Source organism: Streptomyces sp. NPDC051913 (assembly GCF_044593635.1).
GTDB lineage: Bacteria > Actinomycetota > Actinomycetes > Streptomycetales > Streptomycetaceae > Streptomyces.
In genome coordinates, this window is sequence record NZ_JBIUCI010000012.1 from 50,024 (window position 1) to 68,042 (window position 18,019).

The following is an 18,019-nucleotide window of genomic DNA, read 5'->3' on the forward strand; positions in this document are numbered from 1 at the left end:
CACCGAAAGGAAGAACGTGCGCAACCGTGTCCTCGTCGTCGGTATCGACGGCGTACGTCTCGACGTACTGCGCCGGCTGCCCACCCCGCACCTCGACGCCCTGGCCGCCGACGGCTTCCTCACCCCCGTCGAGGTGGACCAGGACACCCCCACCATGTCGGGTCCGTGCTGGGCGACGATCGTCACCGGCGTCACCGCGGCCCGACACGGGGTGTGGAGCAACGACCTCACCGGGCACCGCCTCGACGTCTTCCCCGACTTCGCCACCCGGCTCGCCGAACAGGACGGCCGCCGCACCTTCGTCGCGGCCGGCTGGCGCCCGCTGATGCAGGTCCGCGACGGCGGCCCCCTGTTCCGCGCCCCGTCCAGGACCGTCTTCATCGAGCCGACCGCGGACACCCCGGAAGCCTGGGAACGCTGCGACGACCGGATCACCGACGCGGCCGTGCGGGTCCTGGCCGAGGACGAGATCGAGGCGGCGTTCGTCTACCTCGGTGCCCCCGACGAGACAGCGCACTTCCTCGGCTGCGGCGAGCCGTACGAGGCGTCGATACGACAGGCCGACCTCCGCCTCGGCCGCCTGCTCGCCGCCCTGCGCTCCCGCCCCTCCCACGGCGACGAGGACTGGACCGTTCTCGTCGTCACCGACCACGGCCACGTCGACGCGGGCGGCCATGGCGGCCGCAGCGCAGAGGAGCGCACGGCGTGGCTGGCCGCGGCGGGCCCCGGTATCGGCGCCGCACCGCCGGCAGTGCGGCAGGTGGACGTCGCCGCCCAGGCGTTCGCGGCCCTCGGCCGCCACCCCGACCGGCACTGGACGCTGGACGGCCGTCCCTTCGCCGCCGCCCCGCACGCCGTGCTCCTCGACATGGACGGCACCCTCGTCGACACCGAGTCGCTGTGGCTGCGCACGGTCCGCGCGAGCGCACCCGACGTCGAGGTGGCCCATGTCCTCGGCCGCTCGGTCTCCGACACCGCCGCCCACCTGCACGCCCGCACCGGCGGTGACCCGCGGGACCTGGCCGCCGAGCTGGAGGAACGCTTCCTGACAGCCGTCCGGCAGGAAGCCACCCCGCTGCCCGGCGCGCTCGAACTCCTCGACCTCCTCCGGGAGTTGGCCGTCCCCGCGGCCCTGGTCTCGGCCTCCCCACGACCCGTCGTGGACACCGTCCTCGGCCTCCTCGGCCCCGACCGGTTCCGTACGACGGTCGCCGACGGCGAGACGCCCCGCACCAAACCCGCCGCGGACCCCTATCTCGCCGCCGCCCGGAACCTCGGTGTCGACCCCGCGGCCTGTCTCGCCGTCGAGGACTCGCCCACCGGCGTCACGGCCGCCGAGGCCGCAGGCTGCCGGATCCTCGCCGTCCCGTCGTACGCCCCCATCGCGCCGGCACCACGCCGCACGGTGGTGGCCGACCTGAAGGGGATCGGCCGGCGCGAGCTGTGGGCGGCGGGGCTGTGACCTGGTGATCCGGCATTTTGTTCGACGTGCTTCCGCCGCATACGATCGCCTCCCGCCGCCGTCGAGGAGAAGATCCGCATGCCGCGCATCCTGTATGTCACCGACCTCGCCTACGAGGCACGCGGGCGGCGCTACTGCGACGAGGACATCTTCCTGACCGCACGGCTGCGCGAGGACTTCGACCTCGCCCTGTGCAACCCGAGGGACGCGGCGGCCCTGATGGACGCCTTCGACGCGGTGGTCATCCGCAACAGCGGTCCCGTGCTGACCCACCAGGAGGCCTACGACGCCTTCCGCGAGCGCGCGCTCGCGACGGGAACGCGCGTCTACAACCCCCTCTCCGGCAGGGCCGACATGGCCGGCAAGCAGTACCTGCTCGACCTCCATGCCGCGGGATTCCCGGTCATCCCCACCGTCGACCGCGCCGACGACCTGCACCGCCTGCCGGCCACGGACCGGTACGTCGTCAAGCCCAAGCTGGGCGCCGACTCCATGGGTCTGAAGATCGTGCCCGCCGCCGAGGTGCGCGCCCACGCGAGCGGCGACGTCCTGGTCCAGCCCTGCGTCGACTTCGCCTACGAGGTGTCCTTCTACTTCGTCGACCACGACTTCCAGTACGCCCTGTACGCGCCGCACCCGGACCGTCGCTGGCGGCTGGAGCCGTACGCACCCACCGCGGACGACCTGGACTTCGCGCGCCGGTTCATCGACTGGAACTCCCTCGACCACGGCATCCAGCGCGTCGACGCCTGCCGCGCCCCCGGCGGGGAACTGCTGCTGGTCGAGCTGGAGGACCTGAACCCCTATCTGTCGCTCGACGTGCTCGACGACGCGGCGCGGGACGCCTTCGTGGCGGCGCTGAAGACGTCCCTGCGCGCTTTCCTCAGCCGAGGGTGACGGTGATCTTCTGGGTGGCTCCGGCCAGGCCGGTCATGTCCCCGAAGGTCAGCCGCAGCGCGGATCCCGTCGTGGCCGAGGTGACCGTGGACGGCTTGGACACCACCGAGGCCACCGCCCGGTTCCAGGTGAGCGTGAGGCTCGTGTTCATCCGCTTCGGATCGCTGACGCAGATCACCGCCGTGCCGTCGCCCTTCTCGCTGACCGTCACGCAGCACGGGTCGCTCGCGACGAGGGCACCGACCGTGCCGCCGAACCAGAAGTTGACACCGGTGAACCCCGACGAGGGCACGGTCACGCCCTGCTGGTCGTCGGTGTTGGCGAGGACGCTCAGCCAGCCGGTGGCGGCGGCACGCGCCTGGGTCTGGGCGGCGGTTGCACCCGGCATGAGCACATAGGCGTAGGTTCCGTCGGTCGGGTTCGTGCCGTGGTCGACGTACAGGGTCAGGTACCTGCGGTTGAGGACCGTCGTGGAGCCGCCCTTGTTGATGTCGCTCCACCTCCCGTCACGCGCGTCCCTGAGCGCGGTGAAGCTCGCGCCACCGGGGAAGACATAGCCACCCATGCCGCCGATGTGTGCCCAGCCGGCCCCGGTGAACGTCTGCGACCACGGGTAGGCGGTGGACTGGGTGGTGCCGTCGACGGTGAACGCGTGGCTTCCGGTGGGGCCGAGGTTGCGGTTCTCGATCGTCGACTCGACCGTCGTGCCGTCGGTGCACCTGATGCCGGCGCCCAGGCAGATGATCGAGTCGTCCAGGCAGAACCACGACTTCTTCGCCAGGAGCGTGGACTGGAGTCCCTTGAGGTACTGGCCGATCGCGGCCCGCTGTCCGTCCGTGGCCCCGCCCACCCAGTTCACGTCCGGCAGCGAGGCGCCCCAGTCGCCGCCGGCCGCGTCCGCCAGGACCGTGCGGGAGGCCGTGGTGCCGGGCAGGCGGTAGGGGTCGACGGTGGGCCAGAAGGCGTCGCTGTACTGGCCGTTGGCGTAGGTGTCGCCCCACCAGTAGAGCATTCCGGAGCCGGTGTGCCAGCCGCGCAGATTCTCGCCGTTGCCGGTCTCGTAGTAGGTGATCCTGCGGTCGGCCATGCTGAGCGACGCGGCCCAGCCGGGTCGGCGGTGGGTGGCCCGCGCCATGCCGGTGAACAGCCGGTGGCCGGTCGGCTCGGCGATCGCGGTGACCGTCGTGTCGTCCGCGACGCTCTGGAGACGGGCGAGCCCCGTCAGCCCGAGAGAGGGGTCGCTCAACGGCGGGCTGTAGTAGTCACGCTGGATCCACCCCTTCACCAGACCGCGCCAGCGCGCGTTCTCGCCGGCGCTCGCGCTCTGGCCCAGCAGGACGATCGACGCGAGGATCGGGTGACCGCGCAGATGGTCGTTCTGCTGGATCTGCTTGGTGTCGGCGGCCGAGAGGCCCCGGCTGACCGCCCGCCCCGAGACACCGTCCATCACCAGTCCGTTGTAGAGGAAGGGTGCCCAGGCGTTCTCCACGGCGTCGAACACGATCTGCCGGTTCGCGTCGGTGACCTGCCACGTCGACCCGGAGAGCAGCGCGAACAGCATCCCCAGGCCGCCGAGCAGGACGGAACCGTACGAGCCCGTGTACGGCACGGTCGTGTGCTGGACGAAGGACCCGTCGGCGTAGAGACCGTCACCGCTGGTGACGTACGGGAAGACGGGGGACAGGGCGTCCCGGGCCAGCGCGACCTTCGCGGAACTCGCGCCGACGATCCCCCGCAGCGCCAGCACCCGGCACAGGTCGACCCGGTTGGCCCCGGTGCTGGTGCCGCTGTAGCTCGCGACGGCGGAGTCGGGGACGAAGTGGTCCACCGCGGCGAGGTGGTTCGCGAGTTGGGCCGCCGACAAGGCGTCGTACATCAGCACGCACACGTCCAGCAGGGCCTGCGGGGCGCCGATCTGCCAGCTGTACCAGTTGCCGTACCGGGTCTGCCCGGCGTTGTAGACCTCGGTGTGCAGATGGTCGAGGCCGGTGAGGATCGCGGTCCTGAGGGCCGCGTCGCCGGTCAGACCCGTGCCCTGCTGGCAGTAGGCCTGGGCGAGCGTGCTGAGCCGGTTGTAACTGGTGTTGAGGTTGCCGGAGTAGCCGTACGACTCCTGGTCGGTGTCGGGTTCCGGGTCGGCGTACACCAGGTCAGGCCACAGCGAGCCGGACGCCGGCGCCAGGGAGGACTGCCACTGGGACGCGGTGGTGCCCAGTTCGGTGAGCCGGCTCTTGAAGGGCTCGGCGGTGGGGCTGAAGCCCTCGCCGAGGATCAGCGTGCGCCACTTCGCCCGCAGGGTCGTGAACTCGTCCGACGTGGAAGCGGCGTTCGCCCGCGTGGGGACGCCCAGCGCGAGGGCGGTGCCGGTGCTTGCGGCTGCGGCCAGCAGGCCGCGACGTGACCAACGAGTCGTCATGACGGCGGTTTCTAGCACGGTATCGCTCAAACGCTCAATAGATCACGCCATTTTGAACGTATCGATCGTTTCAGTCAAGGAGGTGAGGATGAACTCTCTGGCCGTCCGCCCCGTATCCCTACCCGAAGCACGGGACGGAAGGAGAACGACGTGTCGACATCGCCCGAGCCCGGGCAACCGGACGACCGCCCGGTCCTCGAACCGATCCGCGTCCTGCGCCCGCGCCGCACCGACGCCCTCGCCGAACTGATGAAGGACATGCCCCGACGCACCACGGGCTTCGAGTCCGTGGTGATGCCGCAACGGCTGTCCGGTCACGAGGACTTCGGCGTCGAGGACGCGACCCAGGAGCTGCCACCGGTCGGCGCGGCCCGCCCCGGCCCCGGCTCCGGTCTGCGTCGTGCCGCCGTCGTGGTCGCCGTGGGCGCGGCGGCCCTGGTCGGCTTCGGCTGCGCGCTGCTGCTCCCGGGCCGGGCCGACGGCACCGCCGCGCCCGCGCCTTCCCCCACGCCCTCGACCCCGTCGACCGCACCGGCCGCTCCCGCCCCGGACCCCGACCCCGACGGCGCCGGCACCCTCCGGCAGGGCGACAGCGGCCCCGAGGTGTCCGACCTCCAGGAACGCCTGCTGCGCATCCCCGACGTCTACGCGAACGGATCCACCGACGGCACCTACGACACCGTCCTCACCGAGGCCGTGGCCCGCTTCCAGCTCTGGTACGGCATCCGGGGCGACGAGACCGGTGTCTACGGCGACGACACCCGCCGCGATCTGGAATCCCGGACGAGCTCCGGCGGCTGACCCGGCGACGGCACCTGTCGAACACCGGGCAACGCGAAGGGAAAAGAGCACGGAGCACGCGCCGACAGGCGTCACCATGGGCGGCACCGCACACCTTGCCACCGAAGGCCACGCCGATGACCCTCTCCCGTATCCCCGGCCTAGTCCTGCCCGCCGTCTTCCTGGCGGCCCTCGTCATCGGCGCGTTCTGGTACTGGCGCCACCGCCACGACGACACGCCCTGACCGGCGTCGCCGTCGGCGCCCGGGCATCAGATCTCGTCGTACGGCACCCGGATGTCCAGCACGCACACGTCGTCGCGGCGCTCGCCCTCCAGCAGGTCGGCCAGCAGCGGGCGCAGCGATCCGGGGCCGTCGGCCCGGTGGCTCACGACGGCCTCGGCGAGCCGCTTCAGGCCCCTGTCGATGCCCTCGGACGGGCGCTCCACCAGTCCGTCCGTGTAGAGCATGAGCCGGTCGCCGGGTTCGAGCCGGCACTCGGCCTCCTCGAAGGCCGGGGAGCCGCTCGCCCCGAGCAGCATCCCGCCCGGCCGGCCCAGGTACCGCACCTCGCCCGCGCGCTGGAGCAGGGGTGGCGGGTGCCCCGCCTGCGCCCACACCAGACGGTGTTCGGCCGGGGAGTAGCGGGCCAGGACCATGGTGGCCGTGCCGTGCGAGTCGCGGGAGTGCAGCAGCAGGGTGTTGAGCCGGGTGAGGGCGCCGGTCAGCGAGGAGCCGGTGATGACCATGCCCTTGGCGGTGAACCGGAGTTGGGCCATGGTGGCGACGGCGTCGATGCCGTGACCCGCGACGTCGCCGACCACGAACAGGGCGTCGCCGTCGGGCAGTTCGATGGCGCTGAACCAGTCCCCGCCGACGTGGACGCCTGACTGGGCGGGCAGATAGGCCACTTCGACGCGCAGACCGGCCAGACTCAGGGGATGGGTGGGCAGCGGGAGCAGCGCGTGCTGGAGCCGGGCGGCGAGGGTGCGCTCGGTGCGCAGCACGTCGTGCTGCGTGAGGATGGCCTGTTCGCTCTCGACGAGGGCGAGTTCGGCTCGGCGCTGCGCGGTGAGGTCCTGGAGGAACCCGTGCACCTCTACCGGGGTGCCCTGTGCGTCGGTGACCGCCTCGGCCACGACCCGCAGATGCCGGACGCCGTCCGCGGCCCTGATCCGGAAGGGCATCGCGAGCGGCCGTCCGCGGCGCACGAGGTCCCCGACGGCCCGGGTCAGCGCGGGGGCGTCCTCGGCGAGCGCGAGCTCGGGCAGCGCGGTGATCCGCAGCGGGCCGTCCGCGGGATCGCGGTCGAGGACGGCGTAGACCTGGGAGGACCAGCCGACCTCGTGCGTGAGCAGGTTCCAGTTCGTCCAGCCGAGGTTGCCGAGCCGCTGTACGTCCGCGAGCCGCTGTTCCTGGAGGTCGGAGGAGTCGTGCCGGATCCAGGTGAGGGCGAGCGTGGCGCCCAGCCTCGCCACCCGCACCGTGTAGGTGGACAGTTCGGAGATCCCGGCCACCATCGCCTGCTGGGCGAAGGGCTCGCCGTCGTACGGCTCCCCGCTGGTGAGGGTGTGCAGACAGCCCTGCCACAGCGGCTCGTGGGCGAGGTTCGGGAAGCACTCGAGGAGCCGCAGCCCGACCAGTTCACGGCCGGTGCGGCCGAGGGCGTCGAACGCCTCCTCGGTCGCGGCGGCGACACGGTAGTCCTCGACCTCGCCGGACGCGGCACGCAGCGGGGTGAGCAGCAGACTGGCGCCGGGCAGCGCGTCGAACACCGTCTGCACGGCGTGGTCGGCGGCCGGTTCGATACGTGAGTCGAAGGCGCGCAGCCGGCCGGCGCAGAGCTGGGCGACGGCCACCAGGTGTTCACGTTGGTGCGGGGCGAACGGTCCGCCCTGGGCGCGCAGGAAGCCGATGCAGACCTCGGCGGTGTCCCGGGTGACCACGGGCACCCAGGCGCGGGACAGCCAGCGCTCGGGCGGGTTGCCGATCAGCAGGTGCCGCTCGCTGTCCGAGCGGATGTCCTCCAGCCAGCGCGGTTCGCGGGTCCGCAGCGCCTCCAGGGCGGCGATGCCGCTGAGCGGTGGCACATGGCGCCACTGGGCGGCCAGCGTCTCGTCGATGCCGGCGTGCCCGATCAGTGCCAGGCCTCCGGCGGGCAGACGGGCGTAGATCATGACGGCGTCGGCCTCGGCGCCCGGCGACAGATGTTCCAGGAGGCACCGGGCCAGGTCCTGGGGTGTGCCCACGCGGACCAGGGCCTTGCCGAGCCGGCCCAGGTCGGTGGTGTCGTGCCGGACGAGCGTCGTCTCGGGCAGGGCGGCGTGGAGGTCCGGTTCGGGCGTGCCGGCCGACAGGGGCGGGACCAGGGCGCCGAGGGTGAGCCAGCACTCCTCCAGCAGGGTGCGGTGGGCCGTCTTGGCGCGCTTGACCAGTTCCTCTCCGGCCGCGTCGGGAGAACAGCCGGTCAGGGCCATCACGGCGCCCTTCGCCCGCTCCACGACGGTCGAGGTCGCGGCCTGGTCCCGCAACCGGTCCATCTCGGCACGCTGCCGGGCGACGATCTTGGCCAGGGCGGCCGTGTCGGGGGCGGTACCGGAATCCGGGGGGATGGCGGGCTCGCTCGTCACGCCCTGAGCATTGCACAGGTGGACCGCCCCGAGGGGGGTCTTGTCGGGACCGGCTTCACGCGAAAGTGCCGGGTCAGGTCACCTGGGCCGGGGAGCGTTCGTCAGCGTCCGGCGTTCTGGTCGATCAAGGCCCGGGTGACCGCGCGGACGCTGCGCGCGATGTGCTGGAGTTGCAGTACCTCCGCCGCGTACAGCTTGATCGTGTGCTCGATGACCGACTCGGGCAGTCCGAGCCCGGGCAGGTCCGCGCGGGCCGTCTGGAGGGCGGTGCGGGCGACCCGGATCTCGTGCTGGACCTGGATCTGCGCGTGCCGGGCGAGGAGGACGGGGTGGCGGATGAGCGCCGGGTAGCTGGCGTAGCGCGCCGGCACCAGCTCGCGCAGCCACTTGGCGGCCGAGCGCTCCCAGTCGTAGCTGCCGGGCGGCTTGACCTGACAGGGCCAGTCCTGGGTGATGCGTGTCGTCGTCGTGACAGTCATGGTCATCGCTTCCCGGTGTGCGGCGTCGTGCGGGGTGGTCCGACGGTTGTGTGCGGCCCCGGCCTAGGGGATGACCGGGGCCGCAGCGGGCGCTCGCGCAGGCGATGCCCGACCGGACATCCGGGCGCCGACGCGGGTAGGAGACGGCGGCTTCGGATGTCCGGGGCGTGAGGGGGTGTGGCGGGTGGGGACGGGGGTGCGGAACGAGTCCCGGGAAGCGGCCCGGTCGCGATCCGTGAGCAGTATTTATATATGCCGTCCGCTTTGCAAGACGTATGAAAACATTCATGTGTGATGTGGGCAGGATGATCCCTTTGTGAGTTGCTTCGTCGGGAGTGGTCGAAGGGGCCGGAGGCGGGGGGTCAGTCCCGCAGGAAGAACTGGTGCTGCTCGGAGATCTGCTCGTACTCCTCGAGCCGCGCCTGGGTGCGCTCGGGATCCGCGTCCGTCATGGCCTGGAGCAGCGCGGCGGCCATCACGCCGGGGGCGGCGTAGGAGTCGAAGACCAGGCGGGAGCCGGTGCCGGTGGCGAAGACCACGTCCGCCTCGTCGGCCATCGGACCGAGCGCAAGGTCGGTGATCAGGGCGACCTTCAGCCCCGCGCTGCGGGCCACCCGCACCGCCGTGAGCGTCTCCTGTGCGTGCCGCGGCATCGAGAACGCCAGCACCCAGGTGCCACCGGCCTCACGGGACTGGAGCAGCGCGTCGTAGGCGACGCTCCCGCCCAGCGTCACCAGCCGCACATCGGGATGGACGCGCCGCGCCGCGTAGGCGAAGTACTCCGCCAGCGACACCGAGATGCGCACGCCGAGGACGGTCAGCGGTGTCGACGCCGACAGCTTGCGGCCGATGTCGATGACCTGGTCGGGGTCGGCGAAGTCGCGGCGCAGGTTCTCCAGGTTCTCGATCTCGGCGTCCACCGCGGCCTGGAGTTCGTTGCCCTGGTTCTCCTCGGCCGCGACGGGCCCGCCGGCCAGGGTGCCCAGCGCGATGGACTGGAGTTTCTCGCGCAGCGCGGGGTAGCCGCTGAAGCCCACCGCCGCCGCGAACCGGGTCACCGACGGCTGGCTGACCCCGACGCGCTCGGCGAGATCGGTGATCGAGAGGAAGGCCGCCTCGGTGATGTGCTCGATCAGGTACTGGGCGATCCGGCGCTGCCCCGGAGACAGTCGCGGCCGGTCGAAGAGGGTCCTGAGCTGGGAAGTCGGTGCGGCCTCCGCTTCCGGTCCCGACTTGCCCGAAGTGATGGCGGATGCCTGCGCACGTGCCTGCTGAAGCGAGGTCACGGGTGCGTCTCCTTTGTCTTCCACAGTGCCTCAACATAGCTCACACACCCCCGTGACCAGGGGTTGTGGACGGGCCTCGGGAACTCGGCGGACGCATGCTCAAGTTGCTCACGAGGGACGGATGTCACCGTCGATAGACGGTGATCGAATGACCAATATGGTCGATCGAACGCGCGCTGTCGATCAGTTCGGCCAGTCGCCCGGTGGCCTTCGCGGCCGCCGAGTCCGACACCACGAGCAGCCCGCGCACCGCGTCCGGCTCCGCCTTGCGCGGATCGGCCGCCTCGATGCCGTAGTACGACGGCACTCCGGCACCCTTGTACACGAGCCAGACCCGCTCGCCCGGATACCGCTCCCGCAGCCGGTCGGCGAGGCGCCCCAGGTCCTGACCCCAGTCCACATTGGAGTCGTGCAGCCGCAGATGCGTCTTGTCCGGACCGCCGAACGCCTCGTTGGCATACGGCAGATAGAACGGATAGGTACGCACCGAGCTGACCGCGACGAACAGCACCAGCGCCCCGGCCACGGCACCGGCCCACCGCCATCGCACCGCGAGGAACCCGGACGCCGCCACCGCGAGGAACATCGGCACGAAGATCGCGTACCGGGTGCCGAAGTCCCGCGACCCGGTCATCGCCGCACCGAGCAGCACGGCGGTGGGGACCAGCAGATAGGGCGCCGCGGGCCGCAGCCGCCGTACCGCCACCACCGCGACGGCACCCGCGAGCCACAGCGCCAGCATCCCGAGCGGCGTCTTCACCAGCAGCGCGGCCGGCAGGTAGTACCAGAGGGACCCGGTGTAGAGCCGCCCGAACAGAAAGCCCTGCCACGGATAGTCCTCGAAGCCGAACTGCACCCGCATCCCGTCCCGGTACGCCTCCGGGAACGGCAGCAGATCGACGAGCAGCGCCCGCGCCCCGTGCACGGCCGGCACCTGCTCCTGCGGCGTCCAGCGCAACCGCGGATCGACCACGAGATACGACGCCCATACGACGACCAGGGCGCCCAGCGCCACGACGGCGGCGCCGCCGAGCGCCCGCGCCACCGCCCGGTGCCCCTTCCGAGCTCCCGGCGCCACATCACTCGGGCCTCGTTCCGCGGCGCGCCACACCGACCAGGCCGCGAGCGCCAGCAACACCGGAACCGAAGCAAGCGTGCTCATCTTGGTGGCCAGCGCGGCGCCGGCGGCCACCCCGGCGAGCGGCACGTACAGCCGCGGCCGGCGCCGGGCCCGCCACAGCAGCCATACCGACGTCAGGAGGAACCCGGCCGCCGGTACGTCGAGCGTGGCGAGGGAGCCATGGGTGATGAGGTCGGGGGAGAAGGCGTACAGGGCCAGAGCGAGCAAACCGCCGGTGGAGCCCATCAGGTCACGGGCGAAGGCGAACACCACCAGTCCGAACGCCAGCGTCAGCACGATCACCGGCAGCCTGGCCCACAGCATCACCCGCCAGGGGTCGTTGCCGGACTCGTACAGCAGATGCCGCCCCACCTGCCCCTGGTCACCCTCGAAGGACGCGTCGTAGCGCGGGTCGGCGAACGCGATACCGACCTCGACGATCAACTTGCCCAGGGGCGGGTGTTCGGGGTTGTAGCGGACACGGTGCTCATGGAGGTAGTCGGTGGCCGTGGCCACGTACACGGGCTCGTCGATGGTCGGCGTCTGCTGCACCGCCGCCGTCACCATCGCGACGGTCATCTGGGCGAGCAGCAGACCCACCAGGAGCGGCACGAGCCAGGGCCGCCGTCGCGGCGGGCGCGCGGGGGCGGTGGGGAGGGGTTCCCGGTCCAGGACCGAGTGCAGTTCGCGCGCCATCATCCGCCCCGCGATGACAGGGGCCGCGCGGGAGCGGGAGCGATGCCGGGACGCCTCATGCGCCCACTCTGCACCAGCTCCCGCCCCCGGGGGACGTCACCGCTTCAGGAGTCGTACCGACAGACCTTCCGCCGTGTAGACGGGTACGGCCCGCAGCGTGTCGGAGTTCAGCTCCACGCGGTCGAACCGTCCGCGCAGCCCCGCCGCGCTCAGCACCCGGACCACGCTGCCGACGACCGGCGGCTTCTCGGCGTCCAGGTGCAGCGTCAGCACACTGCCCATGCCGAGCACCGCACGGCGCGTGACCTCAAGGGCGGGACCGCGGCCCGAGCGCAGCGTGACGTCGAGCGCGGCGGACTCCTGGGCGTAACTGCCGTGTATCTGCACCGACTTGGTCGTCGTCACCGTCAGCGTGCCGCCGGAGACACGGACGTCGCCGTGGCCGAGGGCGTGGGCGGAGGCGGCGGCCAGGACGCCCTCCTTGACGACGGTGCCGCCCGTGTACCGGTTGTGGCCGGTCAGGGTGAGCGTGCCGGTGCCCCGCTTGGTCAGGCCGCCGCAGCCGTCGATGTCGTTGCGCCAGCTGTCGGCCGCCCGGAAGCCGCCGGACGACGCGTCGAGGGTGACGGTGACGTCGGAGTCGAAGGAACCGTAACCGTCCGCCGCGGCGAACAGGTTGAGGCGGCCCCACTGCTCCCAGCCGTCCAGCAGGACGTACCCCGAGGGCAGCGCGGTCGTGCGCAGCACCTCGCGCCGCTGCTCCGCGTCCAGGTAGGGCAGCCGCGTCTCCAGCAGCACCTCCGCGCCCTTGGGCACGGTCAGCGGCTCGCTGCGGCCGTGCCGGGTGAGGACGTACGTCAACTTCGGCTCGACCAGACGGGCGTTGGCGTCGCGGTCGGCGTAGGCGTCGCCGGCGTCCGGGTGGGCGTAGGCGAACAGGGTGTCGGCGGTCGTGCCGGTCTGCTGCTGGAAGTAGGCGAGGGCCTGGGCGCGGGCGGCGGCCTTGAGGTCGGCGTTCGCGGAGTCGGCCAGCGCGGCGGCGGCGAGGGCGGTGGCCATGACCCGGCCGCCCAGCACGTCGACGGTGGAGTGCATGCCGGACATGATCCGGGTGTGGCTCAGCTCGAAGGCGCGGGTCACCAGCTCCTGGAACCGCTCCGGCACCGCGTAGGCGAACGCGAGCGCCGCCAGGTGGAAGGCGTTGGTGTGACCGCTCGGGAAGCCGCCGTCCTCGGCCGCGTTGGTGCCGCGCTGACGCAGCAGCTGCGTCACGACGACCACGTCCGAGTCGTACACCGGGTAGCCGAGCGCGTCGGTCTTCCCTGTGTCGACGACCTCGCTGTCCTCGTTCATGCGCCACGGACGCGGGTACTGGAAGGCGAACTTGGCCGGGTTGCCGGAGGCGAACGGACCGCGCACGGTGTCCACCAGCTTGGCCACCTGGCCGAGGTCGGAGGTGTACGAGCCGGCGCCGAGCGCGGATCCGGCGGGCGCGTCGGCGGGGACGGCGTCGCTGATCGTGGTCGCGGGCGTGGTGTCCGGCGCGCTGGTGATCGAAGTGACCGCCTTGGCACCCGACTTGTAGAGGTCGGCGAGCGGACCGAGCGCGCCGATCATGGCGTAGCTCTGGTGCTGGCGGTCGTAGACGAACGCCTCCTTCGCCTGCGCCTCGGTGCGCGCCTGGGTGAGGCGGGCGCAGTACCGCATGTTGGCGCGCAGGATCTCCGGCAGCAGAGGCGTGCCGGTGTTCCAGGCGCCGCCGGTCTTCCAGATCTCGGCGAAGCCGCCGAGGGCGCGGATGACCGCGTTGGTCTCGGGCGTCTGGTTCGCGACGACGTTCGTCCGGTAGTCGTCGACGAACGCGAGGGCGGCGGTGGCGGCCTTGGCGTCGGCGGCGCCCAGCCAGGAGGCGAAGGTGGGCGCGGCCAGCACACCGGCCGAGACGCCCAGGGAGGTGCGGAGGAACCCCCTTCTGCTCGGGGCGAGTTCACTGACCGGCGAGTGCGAGCGGGGCCCGGCGGTTGACGGCATGCGGCTGCCTCTCTTGAGTTCTTCGGCCGTGACGGCCGGGGGAGTCGTGCGAAGGACCGCCGTGGGGCGCGGGGGGCCGAACGGGCCGTATGCGCTTTCTGCGGCGTACGAGCGAAGATCTACGGGCGAGTCGTGTCGGACCGGGGTGGGCCCGGCGTACGGCAGGTGTCACAGGAGTGAACGCGCCAGCGCCACCGCCCCCTCGACCGGCGGCACCCGCAACGGCTGTGGCCGCGCTGTCGGGACCCTGTCGGCGAGGGCGGTGGTGAAGGCGTCGTACAAGAGGGGTTGGGCGAGGATCGTGCCGCCCGCCACCACCACGTCGTCGACCGCGACGCCGCGTGCGGCGAGGCGTTCGACCAGGGCGGCGAGCTCTCGGCCACCGTCGGCGATCACCGCGCGGGCGAGAGCCGAGCCCGCGTCGGCGGCGGCGAACACGGCGGGAGCGTGCCGGCCCCATTCCGCGGAGACGTCCTGGGCGCGTTCGAGTGCCGCGCCGAGGGCGGGCACTTCGGGTACCTCGAAGGCGGCGATCAGACCGGCGGCGAGGGCGTCGGGCTCCTCTCCGCGGTCGTGGGCGGCCCATACGGCGCGCGCGGCCTCGCGGACGAGACCGGCCGAGCCGCCCTCGTCACCGAGGACCGCGCCCCAGCCGCCGACCTGGACGAGGGAGCCGTCGGCGGTCCTGCCGACGGCGACCGAACCGGTCCCGGCGACCAGGCCGACACCTTTGTCCAGGCCCGCCGCGGGGGCGAGCAGTTCGGCGTCGCCCACGACCAGCGCGGGCACGTCGAAGTGGAGTTGCAGTGCGGTGCGGATCTGGGCGCACTGACGAGGGGTCTCGCAGGCGTGCCCGCCGACGGCGAGGGCGGTCGGGCGGACGCCGGTCGGCAGGGCTTCGGCGACCAGCGCGGCCAGCCAGCCGGCGGCGGCCACGGGGTCGTGGGGCCGCCAGCCGAGACTGAGGCGGACGTGGTCGGTCACCGGGGTGTCTCCCGCGAGCGCACGCAGGTGCGTCTTGGTGCCACCCACGTCGATGCCCAGCACGAGCGGGCCGGAAAACGAGGCTTCCCGCACGGATCCTCTTTCGTCGTTGCGTAGTGCTGCGACGGCGGGCGAACCGTGCCTGGTGGAAGGGCAGTTCAGGAGCTAGCGAAGCCCCGGGACGGGCTTCTGACGGACCACGGCAGGCGAGTACCGTGACGTTCGTTAGGAAGTTAACTAACGAAGTACAGTGCGTCAAGAGAAATCGCGTACTCGGCCTCCGAGCGGGCCCAGGCGGGCCCCGTGGGGCGGGAACGCGTGACGTCATGGCATTCCATCGCCGCACCCCGATCAGACGTTTCGAGCCGGGGCGCGGCGCTCGACCTGTGTGGGAGAACTGTGGAACACGACGTGGCGGAAGCCCCCCGTCTGACCGAGAGCGCCAGCGCTGTCTTCGCCGTGCTGGCGCGGGCCGGCACGGCGACCCGCCCGCAGCTGGCGAGCCTGGCGGGCCTGTCGAAGCCGACGGTGTCCTCCGCCGTCGCGGAACTGGAGAGCGCCGGTCTCGCCGCCCACTCCGGCACCGCCTCCGGCGCCACCGGCCGTTCCGCCGCCGTATACGGTCTGGGGCCCGCCGCCGGCGCGGTGCTCGCCGTCGACCTCGGCCCCGCCCTCACCCGGGTGCGCGGCTGCGCCCTGGACGGCACCCTGCTCGCGCAGGCCACCGGCTCCCGGGACGAGGCCGCCGACGTGGTCCGCGAGGCCGTCTTCGCGCTGCCCGACGGAGCCCCGGTGCGCTCCATCGTCGTCGCCGTCGGTGATGTCACCGCCGGGGAGGACGGCCGGGGCCAGCGCCCGGCCACCGCGAAGGCGGGGCCCGTCTTCGACGCCGTCACCGTCGCCCTGCCCCGGGGCGTGCCGGTCCACCTGGAGAACAACGTCAACTGCGCCGCGCTCGCCGAACTGCACGAGGGCGCCGCCCGCGGCCGGGCCTCGTTCGGCTATCTGCGGATCGGCGTCGGTATCGGTCTCGGCATCGTCGTGGGAGGCCAGGTGCTGCGTGGGGCGAACGGGGCCGCCGGTGAGCTGGCCCGGCTGCCCTACCCCTGGGACGACGGCGTGGAGCCGCGCCAGGAGGCCCTGGAGGAGTACATCGGCGCCCGCTCGCTGGTCCGCCGGGCCGCCGAGGCCTGGCCGGAGGCGGACGGGCCCTGTCCGCGTACCGCCGACGAGCTCTTCGCACACGCCCGGGAGGGCCGTGCGACGGCCCGTACGGTCGTGGACCGCCATGCCGCCGACATCGGCCGCCTTGCCGCCGCCGTCACCGCCGTACTGGACCCCGGACTGATCGTTCTCGGGGGCAGCACGGGCGCCGATCCGCAGCTCCTGGACGGGGTGCGGGCGGAGATGGCGCGGCTGAGCTGGCCGACCGAGGTGGTCAGCAGCACGGTCGGTGATCTCGGCACCGTCGTGGGTGCCTCGCGGCTCGCCGTCGCCCGGGGAGTCCAAACCGTGACCGATGTGGCGCGGGCCAAGGATTGACGGGTTCCGGCTCGGTCTGCCAATGTCCGGACAAGCGCTTTCTAAGTCGGCCGGGACGCCGGCTTGGAGCGAGCGTCCCGCCCGTACGCGACGTACGGCAACCGCACGAGGGCGTGCCCGTGCGGTGACGGCCAGGACGGCCGGGGATCCTCGCCCGCAAGGAAGACGCGGCCGGGCGAGGCCGCGCCCCCCAGAAAGTGACTTTTCCTGCAAAATGCACCCGTGCCGCCCAGGTCGGCGCCGTGCTCCGTCCCCTGCGACGAAAAAGGGATCGAAGATGACCAATGTAGGTGCGCGGCGCTCTCGCCGGCTCGGCCGTGGCGGTCTGCGCCGCGTTGTCCCCCTCGCTGCCGTTGCCTCGGCAGGTGCCCTGCTGCTGACCGCCTGTGGCGGCGGAGGCGACTCGGGCGGTACCTCCAAGTCGCTGACGTTCTGGATCTCCACGGTTCCGGGGCAGGACGCGGGCTGGAAGAAGTCGGTGGCGGCGTACGAGAAGGAGACCGGCGTCAAGGTCAAGCTCGTCAACATCCCCTACGACGGCTACACGACGAAGCTGCGCAACTCCGCGCAGGCGAACTCGCTGCCCGACGTGGCGGCCGTGCCGGCGCTGGACCCGATCTGGTCGAACAAGCTGATCGACCTCAGTGAGATCGCCAACAACAAGACGAACAAGATCAACGCCAACTTCGTCGCCAAGGACTCGTCCGGGAAGGTGCTGTCCATCCCCTCGGACGTCACCGCGTCCGGCATGTTCATCAACAAGTCGCTGTTCGAGAAGGCCGGCGTCGCGTACCCGACCTCGCCCGACAAGACCTGGACCTGGGACGAGTTCATCAAGGCGGCCAACAAGGTCCGGGAGAAGACCGACGCCAAGTACTCCCTGACCTTCGACCAGTCGCCGTCCCGGCTGCGCGCCATGGTGTACGAGAAGGGCGGGCAGTACGTCCACGCCGACGACTCCGGCAAGTTCTCGGTGGACGAGGCGACCAAGAAGGCCGTGAACACCTTCGTCGGATGGAACGACGACAAGGTCATGCCGAAGTCGGTGTGGACCAGCGGCGCCGACCCGTCGGCCATGTTCCAGAGCGGTGACGTCGTCGCCTACTGGTCCGGCGTGTGGCAGGTCGCCTCCTTCGCGGAGAGCATCACGAAGTTCGAGTGGGCCAGCGTCCCGACCCCCGCCCAGCCGGTCCAGGCCAGTGACGTCAACAGCGGTGGCATGACGGTGGGCTTCAACAACAACGCCGACGCGTCCGCAGCCGCGAAGAAGTTCCTGTCCTGGCTGTACGAGCCGGCCCACTACCAGGCGCTGTGCGAGGCGTCCGGCTTCCTGCCCGTCGAGACCGGTCTGAACCCGACGTACCCCTTCAAGTCCGAGGCGGCGCAGGCGGCGTTCAAGCTCTACAACGAGTCGATCCCGCTCTACGACCCGATCTCCGGCTACTTCAACAAGGCCCAGACGAACTGGGTGCTGAAGGGCAAGAGCCTCGCCGACGACCCGACCAAGGCGGAGATCGGCAAGGCGATCAACGGTGAGCAGTCGGCCGACAAGGCCCTGGAGAACATCGTCGCCGGCTACAACCAGCAGGTCGGCGGCTGATCGTGGGCCGGGGGGCCGGGGGGGGGGGGGGCCCCCCCCCCCCCCGCCCCCCCCCCCCCCACAAAAGACCCCCGCAAAGGGTGAGACCCCACCAAAA

At 71.8% G+C, this 18,019-nt stretch carries 12 protein-coding genes; 5 read left to right on the plus strand and 7 right to left on the minus strand.

Going from position 1 to position 18,019, the window contains the following annotated elements; translation table 11 throughout:
- Nucleotides 1-16 precede the first annotated feature (16 nt).
- Entirely contained in the window at nucleotides 17-1,462 is a 1,446-nt protein-coding gene (locus tag ACIHIX_RS31495; protein ID WP_399962094.1) for an HAD-IA family hydrolase, read from the plus strand.
- A gap of 78 nt (nucleotides 1,463-1,540) precedes the next feature.
- Nucleotides 1,541-2,359, plus strand: coding sequence for a hypothetical protein (locus ACIHIX_RS31500; protein WP_399962096.1), 819 nt, complete (start codon nucleotides 1,541-1,543; stop codon nucleotides 2,357-2,359).
- Here the strand turns inward: ACIHIX_RS31500 and ACIHIX_RS31505 are convergent.
- The gene (locus ACIHIX_RS31505; protein ID WP_399962098.1) at nucleotides 2,346-4,775 is read right to left on the minus strand and encodes a polysaccharide lyase 8 family protein; all 2,430 of its coding nucleotides are present in this window, start codon (nucleotides 4,773-4,775) and stop codon (nucleotides 2,346-2,348) included. The genes ACIHIX_RS31500 and ACIHIX_RS31505 overlap by 14 nt on opposite strands.
- Nucleotides 4,776-4,925: 150 nt before the next feature.
- Between ACIHIX_RS31505 and ACIHIX_RS31510 the strand changes: the two genes are divergently transcribed.
- Nucleotides 4,926-5,576 carry a peptidoglycan-binding protein gene (locus ACIHIX_RS31510; RefSeq protein ID WP_399962100.1) on the plus strand — a complete coding sequence of 217 codons (651 nt, stop codon included), beginning with the start codon at nucleotides 4,926-4,928 and terminating at the stop codon, nucleotides 5,574-5,576.
- 250 nt (nucleotides 5,577-5,826) lie between these two features.
- On the opposite strand, the gene ACIHIX_RS31515 is transcribed toward ACIHIX_RS31510, so the two are convergent.
- The 6 genes from ACIHIX_RS31515 to ACIHIX_RS31540 form a co-directional block, all read right to left on the minus strand.
- Entirely contained in the window at nucleotides 5,827-8,184 is a 2,358-nt protein-coding gene (locus ACIHIX_RS31515) for a SpoIIE family protein phosphatase (RefSeq protein WP_399962101.1), read from the minus strand.
- Nucleotides 8,185-8,285: 101 nt separating this feature from the next.
- Nucleotides 8,286-8,669 (minus strand): hypothetical protein, encoded by a 384-nt coding sequence (locus ACIHIX_RS31520; RefSeq protein ID WP_399962103.1) that lies wholly within the window; start codon nucleotides 8,667-8,669, stop codon nucleotides 8,286-8,288.
- Nucleotides 8,670-9,025: 356 nt separating this feature from the next.
- Nucleotides 9,026-9,949 (minus strand): MurR/RpiR family transcriptional regulator, encoded by a 924-nt coding sequence (locus ACIHIX_RS31525; protein WP_399962105.1) that lies wholly within the window; start codon nucleotides 9,947-9,949, stop codon nucleotides 9,026-9,028.
- A 124-nt stretch (nucleotides 9,950-10,073) separates the two neighbouring features.
- Nucleotides 10,074-11,768, minus strand: a complete 1,695-nt coding sequence (locus ACIHIX_RS31530) for a phospholipid carrier-dependent glycosyltransferase (RefSeq protein ID WP_399962107.1) — start codon at nucleotides 11,766-11,768, stop codon at nucleotides 10,074-10,076.
- A gap of 93 nt (nucleotides 11,769-11,861) precedes the next feature.
- Nucleotides 11,862-13,796, minus strand: coding sequence for a phosphatase PAP2 family protein (locus tag ACIHIX_RS31535; RefSeq protein WP_399962110.1), 1,935 nt, complete (start codon nucleotides 13,794-13,796; stop codon nucleotides 11,862-11,864).
- A gap of 168 nt (nucleotides 13,797-13,964) precedes the next feature.
- Nucleotides 13,965-14,873 (minus strand): BadF/BadG/BcrA/BcrD ATPase family protein, encoded by a 909-nt coding sequence (locus tag ACIHIX_RS31540; protein WP_399962112.1) that lies wholly within the window; start codon nucleotides 14,871-14,873, stop codon nucleotides 13,965-13,967.
- A gap of 318 nt (nucleotides 14,874-15,191) precedes the next feature.
- Here ACIHIX_RS31540 and ACIHIX_RS31545 point away from each other — a divergent pair, with 318 nt between their 5' ends.
- On the plus strand, nucleotides 15,192-16,322 hold the full coding sequence (locus tag ACIHIX_RS31545; protein ID WP_399962114.1) for an ROK family transcriptional regulator: 1,131 nt from the start codon (nucleotides 15,192-15,194) through the stop codon (nucleotides 16,320-16,322).
- A gap of 277 nt (nucleotides 16,323-16,599) precedes the next feature.
- Complete coding sequence (locus ACIHIX_RS31550; protein WP_399962116.1) at nucleotides 16,600-17,922, plus strand: extracellular solute-binding protein; 1,323 nt, start codon at nucleotides 16,600-16,602, stop codon at nucleotides 17,920-17,922.
- Nucleotides 17,923-18,019 lie beyond the last annotated feature (97 nt).

What these genes read in the sequence shown, in the direction of transcription:
- ACIHIX_RS31500 (WP_399962096.1), top strand. Translation starts at nt 1,541, where the DNA reads ATGCCGCGCATCCTGTATGTCACCGACCTCGCCTACGAGGCACGCGGG.
- ACIHIX_RS31505 (WP_399962098.1), bottom strand. Translation starts at nt 4,775, where the DNA reads ATGACGACTCGTTGGTCACGTCGCGGCCTGCTGGCCGCAGCCGCAAGC.
- ACIHIX_RS31520 (WP_399962103.1), bottom strand. Translation starts at nt 8,669, where the DNA reads ATGACCATGACTGTCACGACGACGACACGCATCACCCAGGACTGGCCC.
- ACIHIX_RS31530 (WP_399962107.1), bottom strand. Translation starts at nt 11,768, where the DNA reads ATGATGGCGCGCGAACTGCACTCGGTCCTGGACCGGGAACCCCTCCCC.
- ACIHIX_RS31535 (WP_399962110.1), bottom strand. Translation starts at nt 13,796, where the DNA reads ATGCCGTCAACCGCCGGGCCCCGCTCGCACTCGCCGGTCAGTGAACTC.
- ACIHIX_RS31550 (WP_399962116.1), top strand. Translation starts at nt 16,600, where the DNA reads ATGACCAATGTAGGTGCGCGGCGCTCTCGCCGGCTCGGCCGTGGCGGT.